Source organism: Mycobacterium colombiense (assembly GCF_003284975.1).
Classification (GTDB): Bacteria; Actinomycetota; Actinomycetes; order Mycobacteriales; family Mycobacteriaceae; genus Mycobacterium; species Mycobacterium europaeum_A.
Genome location: NZ_QMEU01000052.1, coordinates 14,038 through 31,764 on the forward strand (window position 1 = coordinate 14,038; position 17,727 = coordinate 31,764).

The window sequence follows — 17,727 nt, forward strand, 5'->3', positions numbered from 1 at the left end:
CGAAGGGATCAGCGCAATGAACGACACAATGAGCAATGTCATCGACCTGGTGGACCAGATCCACTTCCTCGGCGAGCAAGCCACCGGAACCAGCAACGTGCTTCAATGCGTCTGGGTCTACGACCGGACCATCGACGTCGATGGTGTGCTGCGGTTTCACCACCATCTTGAGCGAGGACGGTTAGCCCGTCGCATCGAACGGTCACCGGTGCCCTGCGGCCGGCACCGCTGGGTAACGCCCGGCCGCTCATCCGGCCTCGAGGTCGGCCGTGCCCGCTCCCGTGCCGAGTTCGACGCCTGGTTGGACGAGCAGGCCAGCACCCCGCTGGATTGCGAGCACGGACCCGAATGGCACCTCGCCGTTTTGCCGTTCGCTGAGGGTGGCGCGGGAGTCAGCCTGGTCATCTCACATTGCCTCACCGACGGTGTCGGGCTTTGCGAGGCATTGGCGGATGCGGCCGACGGTCTGGACGACGTGATTACATGGCCCGCCGCGCAATCGCGCTCCCGGTGGCGCGCGCTTCGCGAGGACAGCCGCCAGACGATGCGCGACATCCCCGCGATCAGTCGCGCCATCACCGCAGGCGCACGGACGCTACTGCGCAGCCAGAGTCATGACGGGTCTGGCACCCCCGCACCGGATGAGACACCGCCGCCGTTCGTCGGGACTGACGAACTCGTCACTCTCCCGACGGCAACGGTATTCGTCGACGCGCAAGATTGGTACGGACGCGCACAGACGCTCAGGGGAACTGGCAACGCATTGCTTGTGGGACTGGCGGCACGCCTGGCCCACCGAATGGGGCGGGTCGCAGCCGACGGCTCGGCGGTCGTGGCAATACCCGTCAACGACCGCGTGCCCGGTGATACCCGCGCCAACGCGATCACCGGTATCGACATCACTGTCGACCCGCTATCAGCGGCGACGGACCTTCAGGAGATCCGCGCCGCAACCAAGCACGCGCTGATCCACCGCCAGGAGGTGCCCGACGAACGGTTCGCGCTGCTGCCCATCGTCCCCCTGCTACCGAAGTGGTTGGCAAAGCGAATGATCGGCCTGGCCGTTGGCAATACGACCACCGCGTCGTCCAACCTCGGAGTCGTCAACCCGGCTACCAACCGGCCAGACGGCACCGACGCCGACTACTTCGCCATGAAGATGCGTTACCCCAGCATGACCAAGGCGACGATGCACCATACCGGCGGGCTGCTCAGCTTGCTCTCCGGCATAACACACGGACGGGTCTTCGTCTCCGTCGTTGCATACCAACCTGGAAACATGACAGACGAACTGCAGCAGATGATTTCGGACACGCTGAGCGACTTCTCGCTCACCTGCACCACGAACTGGCGAAGCCCCGAATTCGTGGCCGCCGGATAGACGCCGGTAAAAGGCCACCCACGAAAGCGGCTCAGAAGCCGCCCCCTCGACCGCACCCACACGAATGAAGGTTGGCCATGGCCACGCAATCGATCACCCCCAAGGTCTCGACAGGCAACGACGCGTTTGCTGTGCTGGGCCGCCTCATCAGCCGTGCACCTTGGCTCGTGATCGTCGTCTGGCTTGCGGCAGTCGGCGTTCTGGCGGTGGCCTTCCCCTCCCTGACAAACGTGGTGGAAAATCAAACAGTTCAGGCACTTCCGGCCAAAGACCTGGCGGCGGCCGACCAAATGGCCAAGGATTTCGGTGAATCCGCGCAGAACATCCTGATCGTCGTGCTCACCGATGGCAACGGGCTGACACCCGCCGACTCGGGCGTCTATGGCAGGCTGGCCGCCAGGTTGCGCGCCGATACCCGCGATGTGGCCGGCGTGCACGACCTCGTCACCATGCCCGCTCTGCGCCCTTCGATGGTCAGTGCCGACAACAAGGCGTTCTACCTTGCGGTGGACCTCAAAGCGCCCGCGGGCTCCCCGGAGTCCTCTCAGGCGTATCAGCGGATCGCGGCAGTCACCGAACGCTCCGCCGCGGGCTCCGCGCTGACCGCCCAGGTGACCGGACAAGCCGCCGTCGTCGGCGACATGTCAATCGTGACGGCCCACGACATGCACTTGATTGAAATCGCCACCGCCGCGCTGGTGCTCACCATCCTGTCGGTGATCTATCGGCGGCCGGTCACCGTGTTGGTGCCCTTGCTCACCATCGGATTTTCGGTGGCCTCGGCCCAGGGCATAGTGTCCGCGCTGAATCAGCTGGGGTTAGGTGTATCCGCACCGACGATCGCATTGATGACCGCGATGATCGTCGGCGCCGGCACCGATTACGCCGTTTTCTTGATCAGCCGTTACCACGAGTACCTGCGGTCGGGTGCCGACTCCGACCTCGCAGTACAGAAAGCATTGACCTCCATTGGCAAGGTCATTGCGGGTTCGGCGGCCACGGTCGCCCTCACTTTCTTGGGCATGATCTTTACCCGCCTACCCGCGTTCACAACTGTTGGCCCGGCACTTGCGATCTCGATCCTGATCGCCTTTCTCGCCGCGATCACGTTGTTGCCCGCCACGCTCGTCCTTGCAGGCCGGCGCGGTTGGGTGGCGCCGCGAAAAGCGCTGACTGGCCGGCTGTGGCAGAGGTCAGGCGTGCTGATCGTTCGCCGGCCCAAGATGCATCTCCTGATCAGTCTGGCACTGCTGGTCGCGCTGGCCTCCTGCGCCGCCTTCCTATCTCCCACCTTCAACGACCGTATGCAGCTGCCGCAGTCGGCACCGAGCAATGTCGGCTTCACGGCGATGGAACGGCATTTCGCGACCAGTGCACTGCTGCCGCAGTACATCTACGTGCGCTCGCCACGTGACCTCCGTACCCCACAAGCCCTGGCCGACCTGGAGCAGATGGCCCAACGCGTTTCGCAGCTGCCCAATATCGCCGCGGTGCGCGGTGTCACGCGGCCCAACGGCCAACCGCTCGATCAGACCAAACTGAGTTTTCAAGCCGGACAGGTCGGCACCAACCTCGAGAATGCCTCAACCCAAGTCTCCGGCAGAAGCAACGACCTCGACGCATTGACCGCTGGCGCGGACAAACTGGCGGCAAGTCTCGGCCAGGTTCGCGACCAAACCCATAATGCCTCCGGGCCGGCAATGGAACTCGGCACGACTTTGAACCAGGTGCGACAGCAACTGGCCGCCGCGTCGCAGCTCTTGGACACCCTGCGTGGGCTGGCGAACACCGGGTCCGCCGCGGCGCTGGTCGACGGTGCCGTTGACGCGGTCGGCCCCATGATCGACGCGTTGAACGCGAGTCCGCAATGCAACGCAGACCCTGCGTGCACTGCTGGCCGAGCGCATCTGCAACAACTAGCCCCGGCGCGAAACGGCGGTGCGTTGATTGCGCAGATAGCCCCTGTGGTGCAACGGCTTGCGACGATGATGCGGCGGCTGAGCGCACTGTTGGCGGCGGCAGGCAATACCGATGTGCCCCAACGGTTGGGTCGGCTGCAACAAGGTGCCGACGCGCTCGCCGACGGGAGTCAGCGGCTGGACCAGGGAGTGCGCACACTCGTCGAACAGACGAGGAAGATGGGCGTCGGAATGAACCAGGCGGCCGACCTGCTGCTCTCAATGAACCGTGACGCGTCGCAAACCGCCATGGCGGGCATGTACATCCCGCCCAAGGTGATCACGTCGGACGACTTCAAGAACGCCGCGAAGATGCTCATCTCGGCCGACGGGCGTTCGGTGCGCTTCATCGTCGAGACGAAATTCGATCCGTTCAGCACAACCGCAATGGATCAGGTGGCGTCGATCCTCAGTACTGCTCGCGGGGCCCAGCCCAATACCTCACTCTCGGATGCATCGATATCGGTCGTCGGCACCACCGCGATGTACAGCGCGATGCGGAGCTACTTCAACGACGACGTTCGTCTGATCGTCATCGTGACGCTCGCGGTTGTCTTCCTTATCCTCGTCGCACTGCTGCGCTCCATCGTGGCTCCGCTGTATCTTATTGCCTCCGTGGTGATCTCGTTTCTATCGGCGTTGGGCGTGGGAGTCGTCGTCTTCCAGTTCGTGCTCCATCAGGCCATCTATTGGAACGTGCCGGCCATGGCGTTCATCGTGCTGGTCGCCGTCGGAGCGGACTACAACTTGCTATTGATCACACGAATTCGCGAAGAGTCAGCCTCGGGCGTCCAAAGCGGAGTCATCCGTGCCGTTCGTTCGACCGGTGGTGTCATCACCTCGGCCGGCATCATTTTCGCGGCCTCGATGTTCGGGCTCCTATTCGGCAGCCTGTCTTCCATGGTGCAAACCGGGATGATCATCGGTGTAGGGCTGTTGGTCGACACCTTTGTGGTGCGTACCATTACGGTGCCGGCTCTGGCGGCAATGCTCGGCCGGGCGAACTGGTGGCCCGGCAAGGCGATCACTCAGCGCGGTAGACGCCTTCGTCGCTTGTCGATCGCTACGAATTCCTGCTCGGGTCGTCCCGTGGCTCCATAACGCAGGCCCACGGTGAGGTCACCGGTGCTGGCCAGCGCCGCCAGATACCGTTGGGCGGTTGCCCTCGATATCCCGATCGCAGCAGAAACTTCGGCCGCCGACATCGGCTTGTTCGATGTTCCTAAGGCTTGCAGCACAAGCTGTTTGGTGGAGGAAGCCGCTAGGGTGGCCGGCTGGGAAGGAGCAATCCTAGGGCGCAGCGCGTCAAGTGCCGCGTCCACGTCGCTGGAGCTCAGATTGGGGCTGGAAAGGATTTTGCGGTATCGCGCATAGCCGGCCAGCCGCGCGGCCAGGTCTGTGGTCGCGAACGGCTTGACGAGATAGCTCAGCGCCCCGGCCGACATTGCTGCTCGGATCGTGGTGGCCTCGGTTGCCGCCGTCAATACCATGCTGTCGCCGCGTAATTCACGGACAAGGTCAATTCCGGACCCGTCGGGTAGGTAGACGTCCACCAACGCAAGATCGACGGCGTCGGCCGTGCGCGCGGCCTCGAGCGTGTTGACGGTGGCGACCACCGTGAAGCCGCCAAGCGTATTGACGACCTCCGCGTGCATATTGGCGACGCGGAAGTCGTCATCGACGACCAGCACCGTCAGCTCTGCGTCGCCCATTGCGCCTCCTCTACCATCACGCCTGGCAGTCGGGCGATGAACTCCGCGCCCTGCAGCTGCATCTCGGTGTTCCCGGGACTGGCCAGCCATAGATCGCCACCCAGCGAGCGGCTGATCTGACGCGACAGCGCGAGCCCGATACCCCGGCCGCCCGGGATGCCGGAGTCCGGCTTGGTCGTCCTGCCCTCGGTGAACAGATCGTCAACAAACTCGGGCGCGACGCCGTTGCCGCTGTCGGCCACCGTGACATGCAGCGTCGAACCGTCCTGCAATAGCTCGACTTCCACTTCTCGGGGCTCGGTATCGCTCATCCGAGCGGCATCGATGGCGTTGTCCAGCAGGTTGCCCACCACGGTGGTGACGTCGACTGGCAGCACGAGCCGGCCTGACACCCAGGTGTTCTCACCGATCTTCAGCGTCACGCCGGCTTCGCGCGCGGCCGCAGCCTTGGCCGCCAAAAAGGCCTGCAGGTACGCGTCGCGGATCGAGTCGATGCCCGGTAGCGCGGAGCCCAACGGGCCGGAGCCGAGAAGCTCTTCCAGATATTGCAACCCCTCGTCGACATGGCCGCCATGCAACAGCCCGTTCAGCAGGTGCAGACGGTTGGCGAACTCATGGCGCTGTGCGCGCAGCACGGTGCTCATCACCTGCACCGCGTCGAGTTGCCGGGTCAGTGATTCGACATCGGTTCTGTCCCGCACCACCAGCACGGTTCCCAGCTCGCGTCCTTCTCGCAATACCGGCCGCGCGGAGACCACTACGATGCGACCACCGACATTGGCCAGCGTTGGCGCCGAATCGGCCGCTTTGAACACGTCGCAGACCCGTGGGGTCAACCCGAGATCATCGACGGAGCCGCCTGTTTCGCTACCAATCTCGAGAAGCCGGCACGCCTCATCGTTGACGAAGGTGATGTTCCAGGAGGTGTCGGCTGCCAGCACGCCCTCGCCGATGCCTTGCAGCACCGCCGCCTGGCTGCGCACCAGCTCGACGATCTCGGCCGGCCGCAAACCCAGTGTCAGCCCTCGCCAACGCCTGGCCAGCAACACGGAGCCGACCACACCGACAGCCAGGAGAACTCCTGCCATCGCGGCCAGCACGCGCAGATTGCCCGAAAACTGTTCATCGAACGCCCTCGTGGAGATGCCAACGCCGACGAAACCCAGCACACGATCAGAACCCGGGTCCAGCACCGGAACTCTGGCAACTATCGACCGGCCGTAGACGGTGATTTCGTGGAATGTCTCCTCGCGTCCGGCAAGGGCCTGCGCGATATCGCTACCGACCATCCGGGCCAAGTTGTGCCGATCGGGAGACGCGAGCCTGATGCCACGCATGTTGGCGATCACCACAAACGACACATGCGTGCGCTGTTCGACGCGTGACGCAACGCTTTGAATTGGACCGACCGCAAGTTCGTCGACCAGTGCGGGGCTTGCGGTCAACGGGGCGTCGTTGTAGCGGGAGATGTTGTTGATGACCGTCGGGGAAGAGGCCACTACCCGAGCTATATCCAAGGCGTGAACGCCGTACTCGACGTCGAGACGGTGACGGTTGAATGCGGCGAACAACCCAAACGCGACGATCAACGTCAACGTCACCACAACGAGCTGCACCAGCAGTACCTGGGTGCCGAGTCGCAGGTCGATGCGGCCTGTGGCGGCCATGCAAAGACCCTATCGCTCTCGTGAGCACAATGCGCGAAAGTTCTCGATCGTCGAGCCACAACCGCCCCAACAAGGGTGGACGGTTATGCAACATCCAGTTTCGTCAGCGCATACCATTGCGCGCATGCGCGGCGCAAAAATCCTGATCACCGGCCCGACCGGTCAAATCGCCACCCCCATCGCCCGGGCGCTTGCCGCCGACAACGAGGTCTGGGGGATCGCCCGTTTCACCGACACCGCCGCGCGCGAAGGCCTTGAGAAGGCCGGAATCCGTTGCGAGAAGGTGAATCTCGCGGGTGGCGACTTCACCGGTCTGCCAACCGATTTCGACTATGTCCTCAACCTGGCGGTGGCCAAGAGCGGAAGCTGGGACAAAGACCTTGCGGCCAACGCCGAGTCGGTCGGCCTGCTGATGGCCCACTGTCGCACCGCGAAGGCCTTCCTGCACTGCTCGTCGGCGGCCGTGTACGACCCGCCGGACGACGAGCCGCGCAGCGAGCGGTCCGCCCTGGGCGACAACCACAAGCCGATTTTTCCCACCTATTCCATTTCCAAGATCGCCGGGGAAGTGGTGGCTCGGTCGGCGGCTCGCATTCTCGGCCTGCCCACCACGATCGCCCGGCTCAACGTTCCCTACGGCGACAACGGCGGTTGGCCGTTCTATCACATGGAGATGATGCTGGGCGGCATCCCCATTCCCGTCCCGCCCGGTGAACCCGCGCGCTACAACCCGATTCACGAGGACGACATCATCGCCACCATCCCCAAGCTGCTCGAGGCCGCCTCGGTCCCGGCGACCACGGTCAACTGGTGCGGAGACCAGACCGTCAGCTTGCAGGAGTGGTGCGACTACCTCGGGTCGCTCGTCGGCGCCGAGCCGGTCTTCGAGCCGAGCGAGCAAGCGCTACGCGGCAACCCCACCACCGTCGACCGGATGCACGAGCTCATCGGCGGCACCTCGGTCGACTGGCGCGACGGAATCCGTCGCATGGCGGCCAAGTACCACCCGGAGCTCGTTGGCGTCTAACCGGTTGCGGCACAACGTTATCGGTGAACCCGTCAGCCTCGGCCCCGGATAAGGCGGGCCGCGGCCTCCACCGCGGCGGCGCGGCGGCGTGCGATGACGTCCGCGTCCGTGGTCGCCGCGTCGGGGTCGGGCCAGTGGGCCCATGCCAGCCCGATGCCGAATAGCAGGACCAGCAGCTGCCTCGGGTCCCACGACGGATCGACGTGACCGTCTAGGCGGGCGCGTTCCAGTGCCGCGATGGCCGTGTCGGGCGGGGACTCGCCGTCGAACTCGGGCTTGTCGAGCGGAAAGCCCTCCAGCCGCGCCCAGGTGATCATCCGCAGGTGTTCGGGCCGGTTCTGGGCGAGATCGAAGATGTCACCGACGAACTCGGGGACTGCGTCGGGGCGCACCTGAACGGCGCGGAAGAACTCCGCGCCGTCCGCGGCGACCACATCGCGAAACAGGGTCTCCTTGTCGCCGAAATGCGCGTACAAACGTTCCTTGCTCGCACTGGCGGCCCGCGCGATGCGATCGATCCGGGCGCCCGCCAATCCGTATTGCGCGAATTCCGCGCGAGCGGCGGCGAGAATTTCGCCGCGCAACTCAGTGGTGGTCCTCACAGACTCATCATAGGCGGACGAACTGGTTCGTTTGTTACGGTGGGTGGAGCACACCGGAAAGCGCAAAGGAGACGGGGCGATGGGAACGGCCAGAACACTCGATCAAGCTGCGATCGCGACGATGCCGCGGGGCGGACCCGATGCGTCGTGGCTGGATCGCCGGTTCGAGACCGATACGCCGGAGTACCTCGATCGCGAGGACGTCGCCGACGAGGTCAAGCAGAAGGTCATCGGAATGCTGGATCGCATCGGCACGCTGACCAACCAGCACGAGACATTCGCGCGGATGGCCCTGGATGTCGTGGCCGACATCCCCAACCCCCGCGTCCTGGAACTGGGCGCGGGTCACGGCAAACTGTCCGCCAAAATTCTGGAACTGCATCCCACGGCGACGGTCACCGTATCGGATGTGGACGCGACCTCGGTGGCCAACATCGGCGCCCGTGCGCTCGGCGCTCATCCGCGGGCGCAGGCAAAACTGATCGACGCAACGGCGATCGACGCCGCGGACGACAGCTATGACCTGGTGGTGTTCGCGATGGCGTTTCACCACTTGCCGCCGGCAGTGGCTTGTCGCGCCATCGCCGAGGCCACCCGGGTAGGCAAGCGGTTCTTGGTCATCGACCTCAAGAGGCGAACGCCGTTGGCCACTTTGCTGTTTCCGGTGGTGACACTGCCGGTGAACCTGGTGCTGTTGCCGTGGTCCTGGATATACCCGTGCCTGCACGACGGGTTCATCAGCGCGTTGCGGGCCTACAGCACGTCGGCGCTCGAGGCCCTCGGCCACAGCGCCGGCCCCGACATGCGGATGCAGGTGTTGGCTTCGCCGCGGCGACGCGGGATGCCGTCGACCGCCGTCGTGTTCTCGCGTCCGGACGGACCCGCCGACCATGAGTGACAAACCCGATCTCGTCGCCATCACCGAACCCGGCGAGCGTGTCCGAGCGCTGCGCCGGGTCCTCGATGCGGTGACCGATGGGCTGCACCCCGTGGTGAACCTGTCCCGTCCGTACGTCGACGGCCTGGAGAATCTGCCGCCCGACGGCAGATTCCTGTTGGTGGGCAACCACACTCAGCTCGGCTCCGAGGTCTTTCTGATTGCGGATGCGGTGCGGCGCAGCATCGGAACGCGGGTACGGCCACTGGCCGACCGGAATTTCGGGCGGCTGCGTGGATTGCCCGCCGATCTGATGGCGGCGTTCGGCGGCGTGATCGGCGCACCCGAGAACGCGCGTGAACTGATGCGCCACGACGAAACCATCCTGGTGTTCCCCGGCGGCGGAGGCGAGATCGCGAAATTCAAAGGCGAGGAGTACACGCTGCGCTGGAAAGGGCGCTCGGGCTTCGCCCGCCTTTCGGTCGAAAATGGCTACCCGATCGTGCCGGTCGGCCTGGTCGGGGGCGACGACGTGTATCGCAGTGTCACCACCCGCGACAGCGCATACGCGAAAGTCAGTGCGGCCCTGAGCCGGCGACTGAATGGCCGACCGGACATGGCGATGCCATTGCTGCGGGGGATCGGGCCGACGCTCATCCCGCGCCCACAGCGGATGTATCTGCGGTTCGGCCCTGCGATCGACACAACGACGCCGCTCGGCGTCGGAAACGAACAGTGGGTGGACATCGTGAGGAAGCGGGCTCGGCTGCAGTTGGAAGACATCCTGGCCGACCTGCTCCGGCTGCGCGGGCAGGACCCCTACCGCGGGCTGAACCCGCTGGCCTGGCGCGGCGCCACGCGGGCCTGAGGACGAAACACCCCGAGAGAGGTGCACCCTCAACCGGTCGGCTGGTAGACGTGGCAGCATCACACGGGTGACCAGCACACCGGACGCCGCGGGGCAGCGCCTGCGCACCCTGGTCCTGTTGCGCCGCGTTCGGGACCGCATCGACCGGGACTACCGCCAGCCGTTGGACGTTGAAGCGCTCGCGCGCGGGGTACACATGTCAGCCGGCCACCTCAGCCGCGAATTCCGGCGCGCCTACGGCGAATCGCCGTATTCCTATCTGATGACACGACGCATCGAGCGGGCGATGGCCCTGCTGCGCCGGGGCGACCTGAGCGTCACCGAGGTCTGCTTCGCCGTCGGTTGCTCCTCGCTGGGCACCTTCAGCACCCGGTTCACCGAATTGGTCGGTGTGCCGCCCAGCACCTACCGCCGCCGATCGGCTGACGCGCTGGCGGGCATGCCGCCATGCGTGGTCAAACAGGTGACGAGACCGATCAGGAATCGAGAAGCAGCTGCCATCGGACCGCACCTAACCTGACCGCATGGACATCACCATTCACTCGAGTTTCCTTCCCCACACGGACCCGGAATCATCGCTCGCCTTCTATCGCGACGTCCTCGGCTTCGAAGTTCGCCTGGATGTCGGGAAGGGCGCGATGCGATGGATCACGGTCGGTCCGCCGAACCAGCCGGACACGTCCATCGTCTTGAACCCGCCGGCCGCCAACCCGGGCCTCACCGACGAGGAGCGCCGCACCATCGAGGAGATGATGGCCAAGGGCAGCTACGCCACACTGCTGCTTGCCGCCGAGGACCTCGACGGCACCTTCGAACGGCTGCAGGCCAGCGACGTGGACATCGTCCAAGAGCCCACCGACCAGCCGTACGGGCTTCGCGACTGCGCCGTGCGCGATCCCGCGGGAAACCTCATCCGCATCCAACAATCGCGCTGAGGCCATCCGCGTGCGGATGCTTGACCAGCCGTGTGCACAATGCTAAGCAAGTGCTCAGCACTGAGCGCATGGGGCGCCGGGGCGCCACGACTGGCATGGTGAAAGGGATCAGATGACGGTGCAGGCGGTATTGGACGACATTCGCAAGCGCCCCGGAACGGGTGACGTCATCGCGGTCATCGATCCCGCGACCGAGGAGACGATCACCGAGTTCACCGACTGCGGGCAGGAAGCGGTTAATGACGCAGCGGCCAAAGCAAAGGCGACCTTCGAGTCCGGCGTCTGGGCGGAGCTGCCGGGCCGCGAGCGGGCCAAGATCTTGTGGCGGATCGGCGAACTGATCGACGAGCACGCCGAGGAGTTCGCCCAACTGGACTCGCTGAACACCGGCATGCCGTTGCTGCAGGCCCAATTGCAGATGTCGACCTGCTCGGAGTTCTTCCGCTACTACGCCGGTTGGTGTTCGAAGATCAACGGCGTCGCCTACGACGTGAAGACCGACGGGATCGCCACCGACAACTACGTCAACATGCACGCCTACACTCTGAAGGAGCCGTACAGCGTTGTGGGGCTGATCTTCCCGTGGAACGGCCCCATCTTCAACGCCAGCGCGAAGCTGGCACCGGCCCTGGCCGCGGGCGGCAGCCTGCTCGTCAAGCCGGCCGAGGAGACCCCGCTGTCGGCGCTGCTGCTGGACCGGCTCATCCACGAGGCCGGGGTGCCCGAGGGTGTGGTCAACTTGCTGACCGGATACGGCCACACCGCCGGCGCCGCGATCACCGCGCACCCCGACGTCGAGAAAGTTGCCTTCACCGGCTCGACCGAAGTAGGCAAGGAGATCGTGCGGGCCTCCGCCGACAACCTGAAGAAGGTCACCCTCGAACTCGGCGGGAAGTCGCCGGTGCTGATCTTCGACGACGCGAACCTGGACAACGCCATCATGATGGCGTCGCTGGGCATCTTCGTGCACTCCGGACAGGGCTGCGTATGCGGGTCGCGCATCTTCGCCCAGCGCGGCGTCTACGACCGGGTCGTGGAAGGCATTGCGATGATGGCGAATTCGTTCAAGTTGGGCGCCCCCAGCGAGGAGGGCTGTGTCAGCGGGCCGTTGATCAGCCAGAAGCAGCTGAACCGGGTCATGGGCTTCATCGACGAAGGCAAGCGGGACGGCGTCGAGGTGGTCACCGGCGGCCACCGGCTCGACCGCAAGGGCTACTTCGTTCACCCGACGGTGCTCACCAACGTCGACACCAGCATGCGGCTCTACCAGCAGGAGATCTTCGGTCCGGTGGTCACCATCCTGCCGTTCGACGACGAAGACGAGGCCGTGGCGCTGGCCAACGACACCACCTACGGCTTGGCGGCCACCGCCTGGACGGAGAACCTCGGTCGGGCCCACCGGATCATGCGCCGACTGCAGGCCGGCAGCGTGCAGGTCAACTGCCAGCTGGTGTTCGACCACGATGTCCCGTTCGGCGGGTACAAGCAGTCCGGCTGGGGTCACGAGTTCGGCAAAGAGGGCCTTGAGATCTACCTGCGGACGAAGTCCGTCTGGGCTCAGCTCTAAAGCTGTTGCGCCACAACGGAAAGTCCCGGACCTGTATCAGGTCCGGGACTTCTCCGACGGCCGTCGGACGAGTCAAGATCCCTTGTTGTAGCGGGTGAGGAATCCGACGGAGGCCACCGCGGCGGCCGTGCCGATCACACCCCACAACACCACCTGGAAGGCCATCGCGCCGAAGAACCAGCCGAAAGTCATTCCGAGGTAGAGCATCCAGATCAGTCGGTAGACGCTCCAGAGCGCAAGCAGCCCGGTGCTGATCCCGATGTACAGGCTGCGCTGCCGATCGACGCGGTTGATCTGCTCTTGGATGCTGGTCGGCACGATGTTCATTTGCTGTCTTCCTTTCCTGGGTCGCCACCTCCTTGGCGGCGTCGTGGCAGCAAGTACAGCCCCGGCCCGCGGCTACCGATCCCAATCACGCGTCACCGCCCAAACAGGCCCGCCGAATCCAAGGCGCGCCTACCCTGCAGAAGGGGGCCCGACGAAGGGTTGGCTCGATGAACGTGACGCGCTGCGTGGCCCGGATCTTCACCGCTGCCGCGCTCGCCCTGCCGATGCTGTCGGCGGCGCCGGCCGGGCCCGCGACGGCGGATCCGCCGCCCACCCAGTCGATCACGGTGATGGCCGTCGGGCCCAGCGGTGAAGCGATCAACGGCTACCACGTGGCCGCCGGGCCGGGCAACGTCGGGCAGGCGAGCGACTGCTCGGAACCGTCGCCGTCAGCGGTGGCCGACAACGTCTACTACTGTTCGCCGAGCGCGGCCGGAGCCGGCACATGCTGGCCGTCCACGCCGGGATCGCTTCTGTGCGTGGACAATCCGTGGGACATGCAACTGCACCGGGTGACCTTCGACGGTCACCTTCCGCCCGTGCACCCGACCGCCGACCCGGACCCGTTCGCGCTCATCCTCGACGACGGCACCCGCTGCCTGCTGCGCAACGGTGGCGCGTGGGGCGGGCGCGCCGACGGGTACGTCGGCGTCTACGGATGCGGCGGCGCCGGTAGTGACCTGGCCGTGCTGTGGCTGCCCAGCCAGGGCGCCGGATCCTGCATCGATCGCTCGTCGTCGGCGTGGACCGTCAAAGTCGGTCGCCTCGGCGCGCCGGACGCCGTTCTTCCACCCCCCGCCACCCGTGGGGTGACCGCCGCGTGGTTCGCGGGAGGCAGGGCCGGCCAATAGGGCGGCGCCGGTACTGCTATAACGCAACGTATGTCTGGTCCAGGGCACACGATCACCCATGTCTCCGATACCGCCCGGTGGACGGCGTTGCACCGGGCAACCGAAACGCTGCGCCCCGACGCGCTGTTCAGCGACCCGCTCGCCGAGCGTCTCGCGGGAGAGCACGGCCGCGCGATCGTCGCGGGAGTTCCCTGGACGGACCGCAGTGGCTGGTGGCTGGTCGCACGGACCAAGCTCATCGACGACGCCATCGCAGCCGCACTCGCCCAGGGCTGTGACCGCGTCCTGAACCTGGCCGCCGGCCTGGACACGCGGCCGTATCGCTTGGAGCTCCCACCCGATCTGACCTGGATCGAGGCCGACCTACCCAAGCTGCTCGCCGAAAAGACCAAGATCCTTCACGATCAAACACCGCGCTGCCGGCTGAACCGCGTCGCGGTCGACCTCGCCGACCCGCACGCCCGAGACGCCTTCCTCGACGAGGCGCTGGCCGGCACGACGAAGGCCTTCGTGCTGACCGAGGGGCTGTCGATGTACCTGGAGGCCTCCGACGTCGCGGCCCTGTCGGGTGCGATCAAGCGACCGGAGGTCACCTGGTGGATGATCGATTTCGCCTTTCCCGGCCTCAAGGAGCGGATCAACAAGAACGTCGCCGGGATTTCGGAAAACGCACCCTTTAAGTTCGCGCCCGAAAACGGGTTGGCCTTCTTCGAAGACCTCGGCTGGCGAGCCGTCGAAGCGGAATCGCTGCTGGTGGCCGCCAAACGGTTCGGCCGACTACCGATCTTCATGCGCCCGTTCGCCTGGCTGCGATCGGATTTGCGCCGTCCGGGTGGCAGGCCGACGACGGCCGTCGCGCTGCTGACGCACTGAGGGCGCGCCGCCCTACCAGACGCGAATCCAGTCGACGAGCATGTCGGCGGGGTAGGTGCCCGGGCCCGGGTCTTCCCCGCCCGATCCGGCCACCGCCAGGTTGAAGACCGGATAGACCGTGTAGCCGGCGCCGTTGAACGGCCAGTCCGGCAGCGAACTCGCCGGCACGTCGAAGTAGGGCGCGGCGCCGTCGGTGTAGTCCTTCCAGAACCGGATGCCCGCCTCGTCCCACTGCGTGCGCCAGGTATGCCAGGCGCCGTCCACCGCGATGTTGTGCGTCTTCCATTCGCCGCCGTTGGCCTTGGCGTGCACGGTGGTGGCGGACGGCCACTTGCCGTTGCCGTACCACTCCATGACGTCGATCTCGCCCTGATCGTCATTGCCGAGCCAGTACGCGGGCCAGGCGCCCGCGGTCAGGCAGTTCAGCTTGATCCGGGCCTCCCAGGTGTGGCCGACGCCGCCGCGCCACAGGCTCTGCACCTTGCCGCTGTAGTAGGTGGGGCCGTCCTTGGCGGCGCGCAGCACCAGGTTGGAATTCCCGTCCACGAACACGTTGCGGCGATCGTCGCGGTACTGCCCGATGTGCTCGGGCAGCTCCCAATAGGTCGGGTCCTTGATCGTCTCGCGGGCTTTGGCCACCGCCCACTTCGACGCGTCGGGGGCCGACCCCGCCGGACCATCGAATTCGTCCGAGAAGATGTAGGTCCCGGATTGGCCGCTGGGCGCGGCGGGCGGCGGTATCCGGCCGGCAGGCTGGTCCTGTCCGGCAGGGGAGGCCCAGGCGTTCGAGGCGGGCAGCGTTGCTGCCAGCACCCCGATCCCGGTCGTCAAGATCATGCGGCGGCGATCAATCTCCGGCATAAGCAAGGGACCCTAGCAGCCACCGGGCACGAGGTTGAAACGGAATTCTGTCGGTGCCCCTCGCTATGGTTCTGATCGCGGTCGGACCAGCGTGGACGACAGCACGGCAGTGGCAACGGATTACGCGCGCAAATTCACGGCGAATTCTCACCTTGGCGGGTGGTTTGGTCTCAGGATTCGGCGGGCATTCTGGAATCACGATCCGATAACCACACTGTTGTAGCTTTTGCGGGTGGTACTGAGAGGAGTGACGATCGTGGCGAATACACCAGAAGGCACGGTTATTTTCCTTCAGTCCCATCCAGCATGGGCCGCCGCGCAGCGTCGCCAACGCGAACGTAATGAGGCAATGCGTCGTCATCCGTCATTTCGCACGCGCCAGCGCGCCGCAGCGGGTAACCCGGTCGTTCCGCTGGTCCGCAACTTCAAGCTCGTCTCGAGCGGCAACACCCCGGCCTGAATTTCGCCACAAATTGTGGTGACCGCGTTTGCCATCTCGGCGCCGAAGCACGACTCCGGGCAACCACTAATCCGGCCGCGTCGGCCAAAAGTCTCAAGTCCTAGTTGAGTTATTCCCAGGCGTTCCATCGCTACTACCGTGCGTAGTGATCGTGAATTGGGAGCTGCCAATGTCCGACGGCTGGGACGCCATACAACGCATGTCGATAGCCGCGGCATTGGTCGCCTTCGCGGCCGCGCGTTCGCACTCCACGCGGTGGGTCGTTTCTACGCGGGAATGCCGTCCCGACTGCGCCCCTGATCGGCGGATACGGCCTGCAGCGGCCCGCGCCGGTTCCAAACCGTCGAGACCGCTCAGCGCGCCACGTCGTCGCGCCCGGAGGTCGCGGCGCCGATATCGAGCACACCGCCCCCCATTGGATCGTCGACCTCGACGATCGGGTCGTCGACGTCGTCGAACTCCAGCCGCAGTGCCCGAGACATGATCGCGTGCATCACGTACATGGTCGTGGTGTAGGTGAATTCGAGGATCTCGGTGTCGGTGAAGACCTCACGCAACTGAGTGAACAACCGCTCAGGCACTCGGCCGTGCTGTCCAGCAAGGCAATCCGCATACGCCAGCAACAGCCGCTCGGTCCGGTCGAAACACTCGGCGGTTTGCCAGGACGGTATGGCCGCGATCTTCTCTTCGGACAGGCCCGCCGAACGGCAGGCCTTGCAGTGTTGCGAGAAGACAAACTGGCTGCCGACCACCCAGCCCGCTCGAATTTGGCCCAGCTCGCGGTGATCGGCCCGGATGGAGACCTCTTCGCGGTAGAGGCGGAAGCCGCGCACCGCATGGCGCAGCGCGGCGGGTGATTGCGCCATCACCGTCCACCAGTTGCCGGGAGTGCCTCCGACCGCGCCCGGCTCGGCGACCGGATCACGATCGCCAAACATGAAGTCGTACATCTGCAGCGTGAATTCGTCGCGGACTTCACCACGCGGGATCGGATCAAGCCGCGGCATCGCGTCTCCTCTCAGCTGGCGGCACGGATCTGGCGTTACCGCAGATTGCGTTGATCCTAGAGTCTGCGCTTGCGTTAACCCGGTTCCCGACGACTCTCGTCAGCCACGCCGCCACTCACTCGGGACCATTAATCGACACGCGAATCGCTAGCACATCCGCTAGCGGATTTGAGCCCTGCCTCCTGGCCGGGAGCGAGGGTGCCGTTCGCGAAACGCTCAGAGCTTGCTGGCGACGAAGTCGGCGGCCTGGTTGGCCATGCCGGCGTCGATGTAGGCCCCGGCGAGATGCTGTGGCCAGTTTTCCTTCCAGGTGTTCGGGTCGGCCGGGTTGCAGACGGGATCGGCACCGTGGCACAACTCGATGGTCCGGTCGTTGTAGGTCGGATTGAAGTTGGTGATCGGACCCACCCATTGGCTGCCGTTGCCGAACAGCGCGACGGCGGCGACGTGCTGATCGACGCCCGGCGGCAGCGGGCTGTCGAAACCGAACGCGCCGATGGGCGCAGCCAGCACGACGTCGGTGACCGCCGCGCCCAGCGAATAGCCGCCCAGCACGAGCCGGGTGTCGGGGCAGTTGTTGACCATGTCCTGGATGTGGTGGCTCATGTCGTTGGCGCCTTGGGCGACCTCGGTGTCGGCGGGATATTGCACGGCGTACACGCCCACGGTCCTGTTCACCTTGGACCGCAGGGCGCTGATGAACGCGTTGCCCAGCACGCCCGGCCCCGCGGCTTCGTTACGCCCCCGGGCGAAG

18 protein-coding genes are annotated in these 17,727 nt (G+C 65.5%); 11 read left to right on the forward strand and 7 right to left on the reverse strand.

Annotated elements, in window-relative coordinates:
* The first annotated feature begins 28 nt into the window (after positions 1-28).
* Together DQP58_RS16645 and DQP58_RS16650 are read left to right on the forward strand one after the other, a co-directional pair.
* Positions 29-1,381, forward strand: a complete 1,353-nt coding sequence (locus tag DQP58_RS16645; protein ID WP_112709396.1) for a hypothetical protein — start codon at positions 29-31, stop codon at positions 1,379-1,381.
* Between the two features lie 167 nt (positions 1,382-1,548).
* A complete protein-coding gene (locus tag DQP58_RS16650) occupies positions 1,549-4,440 on the forward strand; it encodes an RND family transporter (RefSeq protein WP_430916164.1) in 2,892 nt (963 codons plus the stop codon).
* Here DQP58_RS16650 and DQP58_RS16655 read toward each other — a convergent pair.
* Positions 4,368-5,051 (reverse strand): response regulator, encoded by a 684-nt coding sequence (locus tag DQP58_RS16655; RefSeq protein WP_112709398.1) that lies wholly within the window; start codon positions 5,049-5,051, stop codon positions 4,368-4,370. The two genes, DQP58_RS16650 and DQP58_RS16655, sit on opposite strands and share 73 nt — an antisense overlap.
* Complete coding sequence (locus tag DQP58_RS16660; RefSeq protein ID WP_205869449.1) at positions 5,033-6,718, reverse strand: ATP-binding protein; 1,686 nt, start codon at positions 6,716-6,718, stop codon at positions 5,033-5,035. The genes DQP58_RS16655 and DQP58_RS16660 overlap by 19 nt, the downstream gene beginning before the upstream one ends.
* Before the next feature lie 124 nt (positions 6,719-6,842).
* Between DQP58_RS16660 and DQP58_RS16665 the strand changes: the two genes are divergently transcribed.
* Positions 6,843-7,745 (forward strand): NAD-dependent epimerase/dehydratase family protein, encoded by a 903-nt coding sequence (locus DQP58_RS16665; RefSeq protein WP_112709399.1) that lies wholly within the window; start codon positions 6,843-6,845, stop codon positions 7,743-7,745.
* 32 nt (positions 7,746-7,777) lie between these two features.
* Here DQP58_RS16665 and DQP58_RS16670 read toward each other — a convergent pair whose 3' ends face one another.
* Positions 7,778-8,347, reverse strand: a complete 570-nt coding sequence (locus DQP58_RS16670) for a TetR family transcriptional regulator (RefSeq protein ID WP_112709400.1) — start codon at positions 8,345-8,347, stop codon at positions 7,778-7,780.
* Between the two features lie 79 nt (positions 8,348-8,426).
* Here DQP58_RS16670 and DQP58_RS16675 point away from each other — a divergent pair, with 79 nt between their 5' ends.
* The 5 genes from DQP58_RS16675 to DQP58_RS16695 all read left to right on the forward strand — a co-directional run bounded on the left by DQP58_RS16675 (position 8,427) and on the right by DQP58_RS16695 (position 12,594).
* Entirely contained in the window at positions 8,427-9,245 is an 819-nt protein-coding gene (locus DQP58_RS16675) for a class I SAM-dependent methyltransferase (protein WP_112709411.1), read from the forward strand.
* Positions 9,238-10,092 carry a lysophospholipid acyltransferase family protein gene (locus tag DQP58_RS16680; protein WP_112709401.1) on the forward strand — a complete coding sequence of 285 codons (855 nt, stop codon included), beginning with the start codon at positions 9,238-9,240 and terminating at the stop codon, positions 10,090-10,092. Before DQP58_RS16675 ends, DQP58_RS16680 begins: the two co-directional genes overlap by 8 nt.
* A gap of 67 nt (positions 10,093-10,159) precedes the next feature.
* Entirely contained in the window at positions 10,160-10,612 is a 453-nt protein-coding gene (locus tag DQP58_RS16685) for a helix-turn-helix transcriptional regulator (RefSeq protein ID WP_112709402.1), read from the forward strand.
* Between the two features lie 4 nt (positions 10,613-10,616).
* On the forward strand, positions 10,617-11,027 hold the full coding sequence (locus DQP58_RS16690; protein ID WP_112709403.1) for a VOC family protein: 411 nt from the start codon (positions 10,617-10,619) through the stop codon (positions 11,025-11,027).
* 112 nt (positions 11,028-11,139) lie between these two features.
* Entirely contained in the window at positions 11,140-12,594 is a 1,455-nt protein-coding gene (locus DQP58_RS16695) for an aldehyde dehydrogenase family protein (RefSeq protein ID WP_112709404.1), read from the forward strand.
* A 72-nt stretch (positions 12,595-12,666) separates the two neighbouring features.
* Here the strand turns inward: DQP58_RS16695 and DQP58_RS16700 are convergent, their stop codons facing one another.
* Positions 12,667-12,921, reverse strand: coding sequence for a hypothetical protein (locus tag DQP58_RS16700; protein ID WP_066863208.1), 255 nt, complete (start codon positions 12,919-12,921; stop codon positions 12,667-12,669).
* Positions 12,922-13,088: 167 nt separating this feature from the next.
* Between DQP58_RS16700 and DQP58_RS16705 the strand changes: the two genes are divergently transcribed.
* Together DQP58_RS16705 and DQP58_RS16710 are read left to right on the forward strand one after the other, a co-directional pair.
* Complete coding sequence (locus tag DQP58_RS16705) at positions 13,089-13,772, forward strand: hypothetical protein (protein WP_240629878.1); 684 nt, start codon at positions 13,089-13,091, stop codon at positions 13,770-13,772.
* Between the two features lie 30 nt (positions 13,773-13,802).
* Positions 13,803-14,645: a class I SAM-dependent methyltransferase gene (locus DQP58_RS16710; RefSeq protein ID WP_112709405.1), complete on the forward strand. Its 843-nt coding sequence runs from the start codon at positions 13,803-13,805 to the stop codon at positions 14,643-14,645.
* 12 nt (positions 14,646-14,657) lie between these two features.
* On the opposite strand, the gene DQP58_RS16715 is transcribed toward DQP58_RS16710, so the two are convergent.
* Positions 14,658-15,506, reverse strand: coding sequence for a glycoside hydrolase family 16 protein (locus DQP58_RS16715; RefSeq protein WP_112709406.1), 849 nt, complete (start codon positions 15,504-15,506; stop codon positions 14,658-14,660).
* 247 nt (positions 15,507-15,753) lie between these two features.
* Here DQP58_RS16715 and DQP58_RS26645 point away from each other — a divergent pair, with 247 nt between their 5' ends.
* Positions 15,754-15,966 (forward strand): hypothetical protein, encoded by a 213-nt coding sequence (locus tag DQP58_RS26645; protein WP_133259387.1) that lies wholly within the window; start codon positions 15,754-15,756, stop codon positions 15,964-15,966.
* A 353-nt stretch (positions 15,967-16,319) separates the two neighbouring features.
* Here DQP58_RS26645 and DQP58_RS16720 read toward each other — a convergent pair whose 3' ends face one another.
* Together DQP58_RS16720 and DQP58_RS16725 are read right to left on the reverse strand one after the other, a co-directional pair.
* Positions 16,320-16,973 carry a carboxymuconolactone decarboxylase family protein gene (locus DQP58_RS16720; RefSeq protein WP_112709407.1) on the reverse strand — a complete coding sequence of 218 codons (654 nt, stop codon included), beginning with the start codon at positions 16,971-16,973 and terminating at the stop codon, positions 16,320-16,322.
* A gap of 216 nt (positions 16,974-17,189) precedes the next feature.
* Positions 17,190-17,727, reverse strand: a 538-nt coding sequence (locus DQP58_RS16725; protein WP_112709413.1) for a cutinase family protein, incomplete at its 5' end; no start/stop codon positions are given.

Excerpts from the sequence above, each read along its gene's own strand:
- DQP58_RS16645 (WP_112709396.1), top strand. The coding sequence starts at position 29 with ATGAGCAATGTCATCGACCTGGTGGACCAGATCCACTTCCTCGGCGAG.
- DQP58_RS16655 (WP_112709398.1), bottom strand. The coding sequence starts at position 5,051 with ATGGGCGACGCAGAGCTGACGGTGCTGGTCGTCGATGACGACTTCCGC.
- DQP58_RS16660 (WP_205869449.1), bottom strand. The coding sequence starts at position 6,718 with ATGGCCGCCACAGGCCGCATCGACCTGCGACTCGGCACCCAGGTACTG.
- DQP58_RS16665 (WP_112709399.1), top strand. The coding sequence starts at position 6,843 with ATGCGCGGCGCAAAAATCCTGATCACCGGCCCGACCGGTCAAATCGCC.
- DQP58_RS16675 (WP_112709411.1), top strand. The coding sequence starts at position 8,427 with ATGGGAACGGCCAGAACACTCGATCAAGCTGCGATCGCGACGATGCCG.
- DQP58_RS16680 (WP_112709401.1), top strand. The coding sequence starts at position 9,238 with ATGAGTGACAAACCCGATCTCGTCGCCATCACCGAACCCGGCGAGCGT.
- DQP58_RS16690 (WP_112709403.1), top strand. The coding sequence starts at position 10,617 with ATGGACATCACCATTCACTCGAGTTTCCTTCCCCACACGGACCCGGAA.
- DQP58_RS16695 (WP_112709404.1), top strand. The coding sequence starts at position 11,140 with ATGACGGTGCAGGCGGTATTGGACGACATTCGCAAGCGCCCCGGAACG.
- DQP58_RS16700 (WP_066863208.1), bottom strand. The coding sequence starts at position 12,921 with ATGAACATCGTGCCGACCAGCATCCAAGAGCAGATCAACCGCGTCGAT.
- DQP58_RS16705 (WP_240629878.1), top strand. The coding sequence starts at position 13,089 with ATGAACGTGACGCGCTGCGTGGCCCGGATCTTCACCGCTGCCGCGCTC.
- DQP58_RS16710 (WP_112709405.1), top strand. The coding sequence starts at position 13,803 with ATGTCTGGTCCAGGGCACACGATCACCCATGTCTCCGATACCGCCCGG.
- DQP58_RS16715 (WP_112709406.1), bottom strand. The coding sequence starts at position 15,506 with ATGCCGGAGATTGATCGCCGCCGCATGATCTTGACGACCGGGATCGGG.
- DQP58_RS16720 (WP_112709407.1), bottom strand. The coding sequence starts at position 16,973 with ATGCCGCGGCTTGATCCGATCCCGCGTGGTGAAGTCCGCGACGAATTC.